At 70.8% G+C, this 13,207-nt stretch carries 13 protein-coding genes and 1 pseudogene; 6 read left to right on the forward strand and 8 right to left on the reverse strand.

Going from position 1 to position 13,207, the window contains the following annotated elements; all coding sequences use genetic code 11:
- Positions 1-331: 331 nt before the first annotated feature.
- Positions 332-1,798, forward strand: a complete 1,467-nt coding sequence (locus ACFV9D_RS02335) for a sensor histidine kinase (RefSeq protein WP_385140435.1) — start codon at positions 332-334, stop codon at positions 1,796-1,798.
- A 167-nt stretch (positions 1,799-1,965) separates the two neighbouring features.
- Here the strand turns inward: ACFV9D_RS02335 and ACFV9D_RS02340 are convergent, their stop codons facing one another.
- Positions 1,966-2,223: a WhiB family transcriptional regulator gene (locus tag ACFV9D_RS02340; RefSeq protein WP_003953983.1), complete on the reverse strand. Its 258-nt coding sequence runs from the start codon at positions 2,221-2,223 to the stop codon at positions 1,966-1,968.
- Between the two features lie 317 nt (positions 2,224-2,540).
- Positions 2,541-3,509 carry a diacylglycerol/lipid kinase family protein gene (locus tag ACFV9D_RS02345; protein ID WP_385139617.1) on the reverse strand — a complete coding sequence of 323 codons (969 nt, stop codon included), beginning with the start codon at positions 3,507-3,509 and terminating at the stop codon, positions 2,541-2,543.
- A 90-nt stretch (positions 3,510-3,599) separates the two neighbouring features.
- On the opposite strand from ACFV9D_RS02345, the gene ACFV9D_RS02350 reads away from it, so the two are divergent.
- On the forward strand, positions 3,600-4,013 hold the full coding sequence (locus ACFV9D_RS02350) for a hypothetical protein (protein ID WP_362368446.1): 414 nt from the start codon (positions 3,600-3,602) through the stop codon (positions 4,011-4,013).
- Positions 4,014-4,068: 55 nt separating this feature from the next.
- Here the strand turns inward: ACFV9D_RS02350 and ACFV9D_RS02355 are convergent, their stop codons facing one another.
- The 3 genes from ACFV9D_RS02355 to ACFV9D_RS02365 all read right to left on the reverse strand — a co-directional run bounded on the left by ACFV9D_RS02355 (position 4,069) and on the right by ACFV9D_RS02365 (position 5,903).
- Entirely contained in the window at positions 4,069-4,974 is a 906-nt protein-coding gene (locus ACFV9D_RS02355; protein ID WP_385139620.1) for an RNA polymerase sigma factor SigF, read from the reverse strand.
- A complete protein-coding gene (locus ACFV9D_RS02360) occupies positions 4,971-5,384 on the reverse strand; it encodes an anti-sigma regulatory factor (protein WP_019889334.1) in 414 nt (137 codons plus the stop codon). The genes ACFV9D_RS02355 and ACFV9D_RS02360 overlap by 4 nt, the downstream gene beginning before the upstream one ends.
- Positions 5,385-5,642: 258 nt before the next feature.
- Positions 5,643-5,903: a UBP-type zinc finger domain-containing protein gene (locus ACFV9D_RS02365; protein WP_385139623.1), complete on the reverse strand. Its 261-nt coding sequence runs from the start codon at positions 5,901-5,903 to the stop codon at positions 5,643-5,645.
- A 46-nt stretch (positions 5,904-5,949) separates the two neighbouring features.
- Here ACFV9D_RS02365 and ACFV9D_RS02370 point away from each other — a divergent pair, with 46 nt between their 5' ends.
- Positions 5,950-7,545: a Na+/H+ antiporter gene (locus ACFV9D_RS02370; protein ID WP_385139626.1), complete on the forward strand. Its 1,596-nt coding sequence runs from the start codon at positions 5,950-5,952 to the stop codon at positions 7,543-7,545.
- 16 nt (positions 7,546-7,561) lie between these two features.
- Here ACFV9D_RS02370 and ACFV9D_RS02375 read toward each other — a convergent pair whose 3' ends face one another.
- Both ACFV9D_RS02375 and ACFV9D_RS02380 read right to left on the reverse strand, forming a co-directional pair.
- Entirely contained in the window at positions 7,562-8,455 is an 894-nt protein-coding gene (locus ACFV9D_RS02375; RefSeq protein WP_385139629.1) for a 1-aminocyclopropane-1-carboxylate deaminase/D-cysteine desulfhydrase, read from the reverse strand.
- 21 nt (positions 8,456-8,476) lie between these two features.
- Positions 8,477-9,067 carry an N-acetylmuramoyl-L-alanine amidase gene (locus ACFV9D_RS02380; RefSeq protein ID WP_385139632.1) on the reverse strand — a complete coding sequence of 197 codons (591 nt, stop codon included), beginning with the start codon at positions 9,065-9,067 and terminating at the stop codon, positions 8,477-8,479.
- A 265-nt stretch (positions 9,068-9,332) separates the two neighbouring features.
- Here ACFV9D_RS02380 and ACFV9D_RS02385 point away from each other — a divergent pair, with 265 nt between their 5' ends.
- Together ACFV9D_RS02385 and ACFV9D_RS02390 are read left to right on the forward strand one after the other, a co-directional pair.
- A complete protein-coding gene (locus ACFV9D_RS02385) occupies positions 9,333-10,748 on the forward strand; it encodes a family 2B encapsulin nanocompartment shell protein (RefSeq protein ID WP_385139635.1) in 1,416 nt (471 codons plus the stop codon).
- Between the two features lie 94 nt (positions 10,749-10,842).
- Positions 10,843-11,893 (forward strand): annotated as a pseudogene (locus tag ACFV9D_RS02390) (family 2 encapsulin nanocompartment cargo protein polyprenyl transferase).
- A 27-nt stretch (positions 11,894-11,920) separates the two neighbouring features.
- On the opposite strand, the gene ACFV9D_RS02395 reads toward ACFV9D_RS02390, so the two are convergent.
- Entirely contained in the window at positions 11,921-12,496 is a 576-nt protein-coding gene (locus ACFV9D_RS02395) for a TetR/AcrR family transcriptional regulator (RefSeq protein WP_385139638.1), read from the reverse strand.
- A gap of 118 nt (positions 12,497-12,614) precedes the next feature.
- On the opposite strand from ACFV9D_RS02395, the gene ACFV9D_RS02400 reads away from it, so the two are divergent.
- Entirely contained in the window at positions 12,615-13,202 is a 588-nt protein-coding gene (locus tag ACFV9D_RS02400; protein WP_385139641.1) for a dihydrofolate reductase family protein, read from the forward strand.
- Positions 13,203-13,207: the final 5 nt, after the last annotated feature.

Genomic DNA, 13,207 nt, shown 5'->3' on the forward strand with positions numbered 1-13,207 from the left:
AAACACCCGCGGGCTACGGCGCCCGACGGGACCCTCAACCCGTCCGGCACCGCAGCCCGGAGTTGCCCGGCCGGGGATGTGCGGTCCCGCGGCCGTAAGGGGAGGTCTCGACGCAGTCAGGGCAGAGAGCGTCGATCACCTCGTCCGCCCTCCTGTGCGGGGAGGGCGGAGGTCTTCACAGGAATGCTGCTCTGCCATTGTGGACTAGACCATTCTTGTCTGTCCATCCATCGGCAAGCCTGCGTTCCCGGTCCATCCTCCAACACGAACGCCCTGAGATCCAGGTTCATCGCCCCTCGATTCCGCAGGTACGCTCGCTGATGTGCCCTCCATGAACGAGCTCGTCCGCCAGCACACCGCTCTGAGTGAGTCCGACCTCGAGTGGCTTCACCTGCTGGTCTCGGAGTGGCAGCTGCTCTCCGACCTCTCCTTCGCCGACCTCGTTCTCTGGGTCCCCACCCTCGACGGCACCCGTTACGTCTCCGTCGCCCAGATGCGGCCCAACACCGGCCCCACCTCCTACCAGGACGACATGGTCGGCCACCTCGTTCCGCGCGGCCGCCGCCCGCTCCTCGACGCCGCCCTCGACGAGGGCCGGATCGTGCGCGAGGGCGACCCCGAGTGGCGCGAGGAGGTCCCGGTACGGGTCGAGTCCATCCCCGTGCGCCGCGAGGGCCGCGTCCTCGGCGTCATCGCCCGCAACACCAATCTGCTCACCGTGCGGACCCCGTCCCGGCTGGAGCTCACGTACCTCCAGTCCGCCTCCGACCTGGCGCAGATGATCGCCGCCGGCGCCTTCCCCTTCCCCGGGGAGGCGGTCGACATGGACGCCTCGCCGCGCGCCGGCGACGGCCTGATCCGCCTGGACGCCGACGGCATCGTCCAGTACGCCTCGCCCAACGCCCTCTCCGCGTACCACCGGCTCGGCCTCGCCGCCGACCTCGTCGGTCAGCACCTCGGCCAGATCACCGCCGAACTCGCCCCCTCCCGCGGCCCCGTCGACGAGGCCCTGGTCAAGCTGGCCTCCGGCTACGCCCCCCGCGAGGCCGAGGTCGAGGGCAACGGCGGTGTGATCCAGCTGCGGGCGATCCCGCTCAAGCCCAAGGGCACCCGCATCGGTTCGCTCGTGCTGCTCCGCGACGTCACCGAACTGCGCCGCCGCGAGCGCGAGTTGATCACCAAGGACGCCACCATCCGGGAGATCCACCACCGGGTGAAGAACAACCTCCAGACGGTGGCCGCGCTGCTGCGCCTCCAGGCCCGCCGGATGGACTCCGACCGCGGGCGCGAGGCCCTCAACGAGGCCGTGCGCCGGGTCGGTTCGATCGCCATCGTGCACGAGACGCTCTCCCAGAACCTGGACGAGCGCGTGGAGTTCGACGAGATCGCCGACCGCGTGATCGCGATGGTCGCCGAGATCTCGCCTGGCAAGGTGACCTGCCGGCGCAACGGCCGCTTCGGCATCCTGGACGCGGAGGTCGCCACCCCGCTCTCGATGGTCCTGACCGAAGTGCTGCAGAACGCCCTGGAGCACGCCTTCGCGCCGGGGGAGCAGGGCACGGTCGAGGTCACCGCCGTCCGCGGTGAACCCCGCGCCGACTCCCGGCTGTTGATCACCGTCCGGGACGACGGCCGCGGCCTGCCCGAGGGTTTCGACCCGCAGCGCGCGGGCAATCTCGGCCTGCAGATCGTGCGGACCCTGGTCGAGGGGGAGCTGGGCGGCACCTTCGACATGCAGCCGGGCGCGGAGCGCGGGACCAAGGTCGTCCTCGACATCCCCGTACAGCCGCAGAAGTGATCGCCTGATCGCACGCGACCGCACGCGTCCGTACACAGCAGCGAGCCCCGGACCGAGGAGATCGGTCCGGGGCTCGAATGCTGTGGGTTACTGCTGCGCGCTGCGGCTCGGGAGCGGTGATTGCGTACGCGATGTACGCGCCGCTTGCCTCAGGCTTGTCAGGGTGTTCAGGCGCTGGCGTTGCGCGCCCGGTTGCGAGCGGCGCGGCGCTTCATCGCACGGCGCTCGTCCTCGCTGAGGCCACCCCAGACGCCGGAGTCCTGGCCGGACTCGAGCGCCCACTGCAGGCACTGCTCCATGACGGGGCAGCGGCGGCAGACGGCCTTGGCTTCCTCGATCTGCAGCAGCGCAGGACCGGTGTTGCCGATGGGGAAGAACAGCTCGGGGTCTTCCTCACGACAAACGGCGTTGTGACGCCAGTCCATGGCTGCTACCTCTCTTGGTATTACGTGCGGGTTGCTTGTGAATGTGAACGCTTTCACGAATCCCCCCGCAAGGGAAGGGCCGACTGCCAGGTGAACTGGCGTGGTCCTTGGATTGAGGAGGGGTTCTGGCTCTCAGTGGAGGCCGGTCTTGCGGGCCGTCCCGATCGCCAAGAAGAGACTCCCAAACCCCAGCAGCGGATACAACCCCTTCCGGAAAGTTTTTTTTGATTCCTCGGTGTCGGCTAGGTCACAGCCGTACTTCTAAGGGGTGGATGGCAGCCTAAACGTTCGAGTGAAAGGACTTTCGGCCCTTCCACTCACACAATCACACGCAGTGCACGGCGAACGCCTGTGAACGTCACGCTCGTACGCAGTCCCAGGTGGTCTCCGTCCATCTGCAGAGGGAGCGGAACCTTCGAATGCAAGGTGAAGTCGGTCAGGTCGTGCAGAGTCAGGGCGTGCTTGCCGTGAGGGCCCCGCTCGGGGGACGAAGTGAGCAGCTGGGTGGCGTACCGGGCCACCGCGGGAGCAGAGAGCCGGCTCAGTCCGAGGACGTCCAGGGCGGTCTCGAAGGATGCCTCCGGGGACGCGTACACCGGGCGATTGCCCAGGTAGGTCCAGGGGGAGGTGTTGCAGATTATCGACAGGACCAGCTCCTCGACCGGGTCCTCGCCGGGGCGCTCCAGGGTGATCGTGCCGCGCCGCCGGTTCTGCTCCCCGAGGAACTGGCGGACCACCTGGCGCAGGTACAGCGCGTGCGTCGATCTCTTGCCGCGTTCCCGTTGCTGTTCGACTCGCCCGATGACACTGGCGTCGAATCCGAAGCCGGCGCAGAAGGTGAACCAGCGAGCCGGGACGCCCTCGTCCTCGGTCCCGGGGGTGCCGGACGCGAGCCCGAGGCTCACTGTGCGTGCACGGCGCTCACGGAGCGCGTCGAGCAGCGCGCCGGTCGCCTCGACGGCGTCGTTGGGCAGTCCGAGCGCGCGGGCGAAGACGTTCGTGGAGCCGCCGGGGACCACCGCGAGACGGGGCAGCCGGTCGGGGTCGGGCCCGTCGTGGAGGAGTCCGTTGACGACCTCGTTCACGGTGCCGTCGCCGCCCAGGGCCACGACCATGTCGATGTCGTCGGTGTCCGCGGCCCGCCGGCCGAGATCGCGGGCGTGGCCGCGGTACTCGGTGGTCACGGCCTCCAGCTTCATCTCGCTCGCGAGCGCGTGGATGAGGACGTCACGCGTGCGGGCACTGGTCGTGGTGGCTGCCGGATTGACCACAAGAAGTGCGCGCATGACCGCCAGCGTACCTACATGGCGGTACCGGGCCCAGTCCCGGCCACCTGGCGGACGGCCCCGCACCCGGCCCCGGCTACCCTGCCGGGTATGAGCAGTACGGAGCAGAATCCCCGCCCTGTCCGGTTGACCGCCGCCGCGGCGGTGGCCGGGATCGAGGCCCTCGCGCTGGTGATCGGGGGCGTCTACGTGCTCGTCACCGGGCTCACCGGCAACCCCGACAGCCTGACCCAGGCGGTCACCGGCGGAGCGACCCTGATCGCGCTCGGCCTGATCCCGGGAGCGGCCGCACGCGGTCTGCTGCTGCGCCGGGGATGGAGCCGCGGGCCCGCGATCATCACCCAGATCCTGGCCCTGCCGGTCGCCTGGCAGCTCCTCCAGGCGAACAGCGCCATGATCCCGGCGGGCATCGCCCTCGCGGTCCTCGCCGTGACCGGCCTGGTCCTCCTGGTGAACCCGGCGACGACCGAGGCCCTGGGCATCGGCCGTCGCGGCGAGGCGTGACGTCACGACAGCGTCGGATCCGTACCGACCTGCTTTACCCGACCCGCCCCCGGGTCTACTCCTCGACGAGGAGCTTCTCCCGGAGCTGCGCCAGCGTGCGGGCCAGCAGGCGGGAGACGTGCATCTGCGAGATGCCGACCTCCTGCGCGATCTGCGACTGCGTCATGTTGCCGAAGAAGCGCAGCAGCAGGATCCGCTTCTCCCGGGGCGGCAGGTCCTCCAGAAGCGGCTTGAGCGACTCGCGGTACTCGACGCCCTCCAGGGCCTCGTCCTCCGCGCCCAGCGTGTCCGCGACAGCCGGGGACTCGTCGTCCGTGTCCGGGACGTCCAGCGAGAGCGTCGAGTAGGCGTTCGCCGACTCCAGGCCCTCCAGGACCTCCTCCTCCGAGATGCCGAGCCGCTCCGCGAGCTCGTGCACCGTCGGCGAGCGACCGTGCAGCTGGGAGAGCTCCGCCGTCGCCGTCGTCAGCGAGAGCCGCAGCTCCTGCAGGCGGCGCGGCACCCGGACCGCCCAGCCCTTGTCCCGGAAGTGGCGCTTGATCTCGCCCACGACCGTCGGCGTCGCATACGTCGAGAACTCGACGCCCCGCTCCGGGTCGAACCGGTCCACCGACTTGATCAGACCGATCGTCGCGACCTGCGTCAGGTCGTCGAGCGGCTCGCCCCGGTTGCGGAAGCGCCGGGCCAGGTGCTCGACCAGCGGCAGGTGCATCCGTACCAGCTGATTGCGCAGCTCCGCCTTCTCGGGAGAGCCCTCCGGAAGCTTGCGCAACTCGATGAAGAGCGCGCGCGCCCCGCTCCGGTCGTGCGGATCCGGAGCCTCCTGCTCCTCGGTGACCTGCTTGTGCTGCTCGTGCTCGCTCATCTGGACCGCCTGCTCCGTAGCGACCTCGACCTCGACCTCCGGATGCGGCCGCGCCTGCTGCTCAGGGAAGCCGGCCGTCGCGTCCCCGCTCCTCACGCCGGGCCTGGCCCCGCGCCGCGCTGTTTGTACAGGCTGATGGAGACCGTCCGGTCGTCCGCCACGGACGACTCGACCTTCCCGGCCAGCGCGGAGAGCACGGTCCACGCGAAGGTGTCCCGCTCCGGCGCCCGGCCGTCCGTCGTCGGGGCCGACACGGTCACGTCGAGCGAGTCGTCGACCAGGCGGAAGACGCAGCTCAGGACGGAGCCCGGGACGGCCTGCTGGAGCAGGATGGCGCACGCCTCGTCGACCGCGATCCGCAAGTCCTCGATCTCGTCGAGGGTGAAGTCCAAGCGCGCCGCGAGGCCGGCCGTGGCCGTACGCAGCACGGACAGGTAGGCACCCGCAGCGGGCAGCCGGACTTCCACGAAGTCCTGGGTCCCGGGCTCGCCTGCGATCTGGGACACCCTCACCTCCAAGGTGGCACAAGCTCATTCGGGGCCCGGGGGGAGAAAGCCCCCCGAACCGGGCGGTACGCAGTCGGTTGCGCAATCCGCCGTGACGCTATCGCGATCCATGCTGCCGTGTCGCCGTGGGTCCCCGGCGGGACCCCGCCCCCGTCTGTCACTCATGGTAAGGCCACGAGTACGGACAGTGGCTAGGGGTCTGCGGGGCCCAATTGCGCGGCGATCGGCAGCAGATTGCCGGGGTGTCGTACCCAGCCCTCAGACGATCGAACCGTCCACGAAGCACCAGCGCCAGCGTTCGTTCGGCTCGAAGGTCCGCATCACGGGGTGCCCGGTGGTCGAGAAGTGCCCGGTCGCGTGCCGCCCCGCCGAGGAGTCGCAGCACCCGACGTGCCCACAGGTGAGGCAGAGCCGCAGCTGGACGGGGTGGGTGCCGTCGGCCAGGCATTCCGGACAGGTGTCGGCCAGCGGCACCGGTTCGGGGCGCGGCATTTCGGCAACGTGCGGGCACTCGCTCATGATGGCCAGGTTACGTGGTGGAACGAGACGGGGACGGGGCCGAGGGATGGACGCACTGCAGCTGGTGGCACTCGTCGCGGCGAGCGCCGCGGTGGCGGGTCTGGCCCGCCGGACGCCGGTGCCGGCGCCGCTGCTCCTGGTGGCGGTCGGGCTCGCCGCCTCCTACGTCCCGGGAGTCCCGGACTACACGCTCGACCCGCACATCGTCCTGCCGCTCATCCTGCCCCCGCTCCTCTACACGGCCGCGGTGGAGTCCTCGTACCTCGATCTGCGCGCCAACATCCGGCCCGTCGCCCTGCTCTCCGTCGGGTACGTCCTCTTCGCGACCGTGGCGGTCGGCTGGCTCGCGTACGTGCTCGTCCCCGACCTTCCGCTGACCGCCGCGCTCGTGCTCGGCGCGGTGGTCGCGCCGCCGGACGCCGTCGCGGCGACCGCGATCGCCCGCAAGCTCGGACTGCCGAACCGGATCACCACCATCCTCCAGGGCGAGTCCCTGGTGAACGACGCCACCGCCATCACCGCCTTCAAGGTCGCCCTCGCCGCGGCGGTCGGGGAGGGCATCAGCTGGGCGGGCGGCGTCGGCGAGTTCGCGCTCGCGGCGATCGGCGGGATCGGCGTCGGCCTCGTCCTCATGGTCCCCATCCACTGGCTCCGCCTCCGGCTCGGCGAAGCCCTGCTGCAGAACACCCTCTCGCTGCTGATCCCCTTCGCCGCCTACGCCGCGGCGGAGGAGGTCGGCGCCTCCGGAGTCCTCGCCGTGGTCGTCGTCGGCCTCTTCCTCGGGCACCGGAACTGGCAGGTGGACTTCGCGACCCGCCTCCAGGAGGAGGCCGTGTGGAAGATGGTCGCCTTCATCCTGGAGTCCGCCGTCTTCGCCCTGATCGGACTGCAGCTGCCGTACGTCGTCCAGGGCCTCGGGCGGTACGGGATCGGCGAGGCGATCGGGTACGCCGTAGGCGTGTTCGTGGCCGTGGTCGTGGTCCGGTTCGTCTGGGTGTACCCGGCCACCTTCCTGCCCCGCTGGATGTCCGAGCGCATCAGGGAGCGCGAGCCGGGGGTGGACTGGAAGGCGCCGCTGATCGTCGGCTGGGCCGGGATGCGGGGCGTGGTCTCCCTCGCCATCGCCTTCTCGATCCCGGTCGTGACGGACGGGGTGGAGTTCCCCGCGCGCAACCTCGTCCTCTTCCTCACCTTCACCACCGTGATCGGGACGCTCGTGGTCCAGGGCCTCACCCTGCCGCCGCTCATCAGGCTCCTCAAGCTGCCGCGGCGCGACACGTACAAGGAGACCCTGGCCGAGGCCCAGGCCCAGAGCGAGGCGTCCCGCGCGGCGGAGGAGCGGCTCGACGCCCTGCTGACCGACGAGCGCAACGCCCTGCCCCAGCCGCTGGCCGACCGGCTCCGCACGGTCCTGGAGCGCCGCCGCAACGCGGTGTGGGAGCGCCTCGGCGCCGTCAACGAGGTCACCGGAGAGACGGCGGACGACACCTACCGCCGGCTCGCGCGGGAGATGATCGACGCCGAGCGCGAGGTCTTCGTCCGGCTCCGCGACGAGCGGCGGATCGACGACGAGATGCTGCGCACCCTGCTGCGCCGGCTGGACCTGGAGGAAGCGGCGGCGTACCGCGAGGAGACGCCGTGAGGCCGGCGGCCCGCGGTCAGGAGGGCGCGCCCGTCACCACCGCCGCGATCGTCGTCCCCGGGGCGAACGCGCCCTCCTCGGCCAGGACGACAAGTCCGTAGAGCATTTTGGCGACATACAGTCGCTCGATGGCGAGTCCATGCCGCGCCTCGAAGTCCTGGGCGAACGCGTCGAGCCCGGGGGTCGTACGGGCATAACCGCCGCCGTGGAAGCGCTCGTCGAGGCTCCAGTCGCCGCGGGGGCCGCCGAACGCGGCGCGCTGGAGGGCGCGTATCTCCTCGCCCAGGAAACCGCCCTTGAGGACCGGGACGCCGAGCGCCCGTTGTCCGGGGTCCAGACCGGCTGCCAGGCCCGCGAGCGTGCCCCCTGTGCCGCAGGCGACGGCGACCACGTCGGCGGCTCCGCGCAGCTCGCGCCCGAGCTCCGCACAGCCCTCGACGGCGAGGGCGTTGCTGCCGCCCTCGGGGACCACGTACGTCCCCGAAGGGGACTGTGCGAGCAGTCCGGCCAGCACCGCGGGATCCGTCTTCGCCCGGTACGTGGACCGGTCCACGAACACCAGCCGCATCCCGTCCGCCGCGCACCGCGCCAGCGAGGGGTTCAGCGGCCGGCCTGCCAGCTCGTCCCCGCGGACGACCCCGATCGTGTCGAAGGCGAGGAGACGGCCGGCCGCGGCCGTCGCGCGCAGATGGTTGGAGTACGCGCCGCCGAAGGTGAGCACCGGGCGGCCGTCGGCCGCCCTCAGGTTGAGCGCCAGCTTGCGCCACTTGTTGCCCGGCAGGTCCGGGTGGATCAGGTCGTCGCGCTTGAGCAGCAGCCGCAGGCCGTGGCGGGTGAAACGTTCGTCCTCGACCGGCTCCAGGGGGGACGGGAGCCGGGGCCGCAGCCGGGAGAGGTCGAACGCGTTCACCCGGCCATTGTCCACCGCTCGTTAGCGCAGGCGTTCCCCGATCCGCTCGCGCATGGAGGCCATCGTGAAGCCGCGCGGATCCACCTTGCCCGGCTGCCACTCCAGGTGGCCGATCACCGAACGCTGGGTCCAGCCGTGCACCCGACACAGCGCCGCCGCGGCCTTCTCGATCGCCTCCAGCTGGACCTTCGGCCACGGGTCCTTCCCGTCCCCGAGGTTCTCGCACTCGAAGCCGTAGAAGTGGCGGTTGCCGTCGGTCGTGGCCTCGTTGTCCGGCGGGAGGTGCTGCTCGGCGATGACCGCCCGCAGGACCTCGTCGTCGCCTGCTCCGGCGTGGTTGGCGCGGCCGTAGCCGACCAGATGCACCCTGCCGTCCTTGCCGATCACGCCGTGACAGAGCGGCCCGGGCAGACCGCTGTAGCCCTCCCGGCAGATCCGGACGGTGTTCGCCGTGCCGCGGGTGACCGTGTGATGGATCATCACGCCGTGGACGGGGCCCCAGGGGCCCTTGTGGTTGCGGTTGTGGGTGCGCCAGTCGCCGACCTGGACGACCGTCAGGCCCTCGTCGCGCAGTGCGTCGAGGAACCTGCTCGCGGACATGGGTGGGGCCATGGCCGACTCCTTCGGGTGAGCGGAACGGGACGGATCCGGAGTACCGGAGTACCGGAGTGCTCGGCTCCGGGCCACCTGTTCGGATCGTGTGCGAGCCGATCCGGACACTGCGCCACGAGGCGGGCGTGGCTGAGCTGTTCGAGTGGAAACCGGGTGACATGCCCAGTCGGAGGAGATCCACTCCCACTCATTTGTGTAATGGCGCGCGCACTCTCCGTGCTGAAAGGCTTCCTCTCGCAGGTCAGTCATATCGAGAGGGAGTTCCATGTCCGTTGGTTCGGTTGGCGACGAGGTCCGCGCGGAACAGGCAAGCCCGCAGCAGAGTCTCGGTACCGCCGCCGCGCGGAACCTGGCGACCACCACCAAGTCGGCCCCGCAGATGCAGGAGATCACCTCCCGGTGGCTGCTGCGGATGCTCCCGTGGGTGCAGGTCCAGGGCGGTACGTACAGGGTGAACCGTAGGCTCAGCTACTCCGTGGGTGACGGTCGCGTCACCTTCGTGCAGACCGGAGAGCGCGTCACGGTGATCCCCGCCGAGCTCGGCGAACTCCCGGCGCTGCGGGGCTACGAGGACGAGGAGGCGCTCGCCGAGCTCGCGGCGCGGTGCCGTCAGCGCGAGTACGCGGCGGGAGAGGTGATCGCCACCGCCGGCGAGCCCACCGACCGCGTGCACCTCCTCGCGCACGGAAAGGTCGAGCAGATCGGCGAGGGGCCGTACGGCGACGAGGCGATCCTCGGAGTCCTCGCCGACGGCGCGCACTTCGGCGACAGCGCGCTGACCCACCCGGACGCCACCCGGGAGTGGACCGCCCGCGCGGCCACCACCTGCACCGTCCTCGAGCTCACCCACGACGACGTGCGCAACCTCGCCGAGCGGGTCCCGTCGCTCGCCGACCACCTCGCGAGCGTCGCCGCGCTGCCCCACCAGCGCACCAACAAGTACGGGGAGGCCGCGATCGACCTCTCCGCCGGCCACGTCGGCGAGGCGATCGTCCCGCACACGTACGTGGACTACGACGCGTCCCCGCGCGAGTACGAACTGTCCGTCGCGCAGACCGTGTTGAAGGTCCACAGCCGCGTCGCCGATCTCTACAACCAGCCGATGAACCAGACCGAGCAGCAGTTGCGGCTCACGGTCGAGGCGCTGCGCGAGCGCCAGGAGCACGAGCTCATCAACAACCGCGAGTTCGGGCTCCTCTCCAACTGCGACTACGGGCAGCGGATCCAGCCCCACGACGGGGTGCCCAGCCCGGACGACATGGACGAGCTCCTGTCGCGCCGCCGGGGCTCCAAGATGTTCCTCGCCCACCCGCGCGCCATCGCCGCCTTCGGACGCGAGTGCAACCGGCGCGGCCTCGTCCCCGAGTCCATCGAGATCAACGGCAACCGGATCCCGACCTGGCGCGGCGTGCCGATCTATCCGTGCAACAAGATCCCGGTCTCGGACGCCCGGACCACGTCGATCATCTGTATGCGTACGGGCGAGTCCGACCAGGGCGTGATCGGGCTGCACCAGACGGGCCTCCCGGACGAGATCGAGCCGAGCCTGTCGGTCCGCTTCATGGGGATCGACGAGCAGGCGATCATCTCGTACCTGGTCACGGCCTACTACTCGGCGGCGGTGCTCGTGCCCGACGCGCTGGGAGTCCTGGAGAACGTGGAGGTCAGCCGCTGGCGCTGACCCGGTGACCGGGTGATCCGGGGCGGAGGACCGTGCCGACCGGCCCTCCGCCCCGGCCGCAGGACCAGGAACCACGGCAAGAGGGGGAACCAACGTGACCGTCATCCGGGCGGACGGCGTGGCCGAGAACCAGGGGGCCGGGGCGCTCCTCGACCAGACACGGGCCGTCGTCCATCCCCAACTGCGTTCGACCGTCGAATCGTTGCCGGGCTCCATACGCAGAGTGGCGATGTACCACTTCGGCTGGGAGCGGGCGGACGGCTCCCCGGACGCCGGACAGGCGGGGAAGGCGATCCGGCCCGCCCTGGTGCTCGCCGCCGCGCGTGCGCTCGGTGGCGACCCGGCGCCGGCGGTGCGCGCTGCCGCCGCGGTGGAGCTCGCCCACAACTTCACGCTGCTCCACGACGACATCGTGGACGAGGACCCGACCCGCCGGCACCGGGCCACGGCCTGGACGGTGTTCCGGCATCCCGGACGCGCTCATGGCCGGCGACGCCATGCTCGCGCTCGCCCTGCGGCTGCTGGCCGAGGACGGGCACCCGGCCTCCGCCGCCGCCTCGGCACGGCTCGCCGCCTGTGTCATCGAGCTCTGCGCCGGCCAGCAGGCGGACTGCGCCTTCGAGCAGCGCGGACCGCTCGAGGTCTCGCTGGACGAGTGCCTGGCGATGGCCACCGCCAAGACGGGCGCCCTGCTCGGGTGCGCCTGCGCCCTGGGCGCGCTCTACGCGGGCGCGGGCGAGGAGGAGGTCGCGGCGATGGACGCGTTCGGCCGGGAGGCCGGGCTCGCGTTCCAGCTGATCGACGACCTGATCGGGATCTGGGGCGACCCCGAGCGCACGGGCAAGCCGGCCGGTGCGGATCTCGTCGCGCGCAAGAAGTCGCTGCCGGTGGTGGCGGCGTTCGCCTCGGGGACCGAGGCGGGGGAGGAGCTGGCCGCGCTGTACTCCCGTACGGCACTGGACGCCCCGGCCCTCCGGGCGGCGGCGGACGCGGTCGAGCGGGCGGGCGGCCGGGACTGGGCACAGACCCAGGCGGCCGAGCGGATGGCCCGGGCTGTGCAGCAGCTCTCCCGGGCGGTACCGGATCTGGCGGCGGCGGGGGACCTGCTGGCCCTCGCGGAGTTCGTCACCCGCCGGACCCGCTGAGGCTCGGCCCCCGGAGCGGGCCGGCGCTCAGTCCTCCGGCACGATCCGGCTGACCACGGTCTCGATGAGGTCGTCCAGTTCCCGGACCTCGTGCAGGCCGGGGACCGTGAAGTGGTCGAAGAGCAGCCCGGTGAGGGCGAAGTAGAGCAGCCGGACCGTGTCCGCGTCTCCCGGCATCCCGGAGTCGACGTGCAGGCGGATGTTGTAGTCGAGGTCCGCGCGCAGCACCTTGGTGAGCTGGTTGCGCAACTCCGGGCGGCGGGTGGCCTCCAGGCGGAGTTCGAACAGGCCCAGGTAGCAGGTGCGCTCGGCCGTCATCCGCCGGGCGAGCCAGCGCATCAACTCGACGACCAGCTGCCGGCTGGGTTCGGGCCGCATGGCCGTGTCCAGGGAGCCCGGCTCCGGGGTGAGCCGGACGAAGATCCGGTCCCCGACCTCGGAGAGCAGCTGGTCGCGGTCGGTGAAGTAGTTGGACGAGGTGCCCGTGGGGACGCCCGCCCGGGCGTCGACCGCCCGGAAGGTGAGCCCACGGGCACCTTCTTCCGCGAGCACCTCGATCGCCGCGTCGAGCAGGGCCGCACGCCGCTCGGGGTTCCTTGCCACCGGACCTCCTGGTTCCACTTCTCGTCGACAATAGATCTTGCGCAACCACTACAGGTGAAGCACTATAACCGTCGTGGTTGCAATCGCAGCCGCTATCCCAGAGACAAAGAGGACCGGTTTGCGCAAGCTCACCTACTTCATCGCCTGCACCATCGATGGCTTCATCGGTGACCCGAAGGGCGATGCCACGTCCACGTACTCCTACGTGGTCGGCGAATACCTGGAGTACATGAAGGCCGAGTACCCGGAGACCATCGCGGCCCCCGGGTGGCCGATCGTCGGTATCGATCCCGGCACCGAGAACCGCCGCTTCGACACCGTCATCCAGGGCCTGAACTCGTACAAGGTCGGCCTGGACGTCGGCATCACCAGCCCCTACGCCCACCTGCGGGAGATCGTCGCGACCCGCTCGCTCGCCGAGTCGCCCGACCCCAACGTCGAGCTGATCGCCGAGGACCTCGTCGGCCGTGTCCGCGCGCTCAAGGCCGAGGACGGCCCGCTCGACATCTGGCTCTGCGGCGGCTCCACGATCGCCGGTGAGCTCATCGACGAGATCGACGAGCTGATCATCAAGACCTACCCGCAGGTCTACGGCTCCGGTATGCCGATGTTCGGCGCCGACTTCGAGCCCCGCGACTTCGAACTGGGCGCGGTGCGCACCTTCGACAACGGGGTGCTCGTTCGTACGTACACCAGGAAGCGGTGACCAGT

Origin of the sequence: Streptomyces sp. NPDC059875, from assembly GCF_042731085.1 — a bacterium.
Classification (GTDB): domain Bacteria; phylum Actinomycetota; class Actinomycetes; order Streptomycetales; family Streptomycetaceae; genus Streptomyces.

Coding starts and splice junctions, on each gene's coding strand:
- ACFV9D_RS02340 (WP_003953983.1), bottom strand. CDS start 2,223: ATGGACTGGCGTCACAACGCCGTTTGTCGTGAGGAAGACCCCGAGCTG.
- ACFV9D_RS02370 (WP_385139626.1), top strand. CDS start 5,950: ATGGACGCACTGCAGCTGGTGGCACTCGTCGCGGCGAGCGCCGCGGTG.
- ACFV9D_RS02345 (WP_385139617.1), bottom strand. CDS start 3,509: ATGCGCGCACTTCTTGTGGTCAATCCGGCAGCCACCACGACCAGTGCC.
- ACFV9D_RS02380 (WP_385139632.1), bottom strand. CDS start 9,067: ATGGCCCCACCCATGTCCGCGAGCAGGTTCCTCGACGCACTGCGCGAC.
- ACFV9D_RS02385 (WP_385139635.1), top strand. CDS start 9,333: ATGTCCGTTGGTTCGGTTGGCGACGAGGTCCGCGCGGAACAGGCAAGC.
- ACFV9D_RS02365 (WP_385139623.1), bottom strand. CDS start 5,903: ATGAGCGAGTGCCCGCACGTTGCCGAAATGCCGCGCCCCGAACCGGTG.
- ACFV9D_RS02350 (WP_362368446.1), top strand. CDS start 3,600: ATGAGCAGTACGGAGCAGAATCCCCGCCCTGTCCGGTTGACCGCCGCC.
- ACFV9D_RS02335 (WP_385140435.1), top strand. CDS start 332: ATGAACGAGCTCGTCCGCCAGCACACCGCTCTGAGTGAGTCCGACCTC.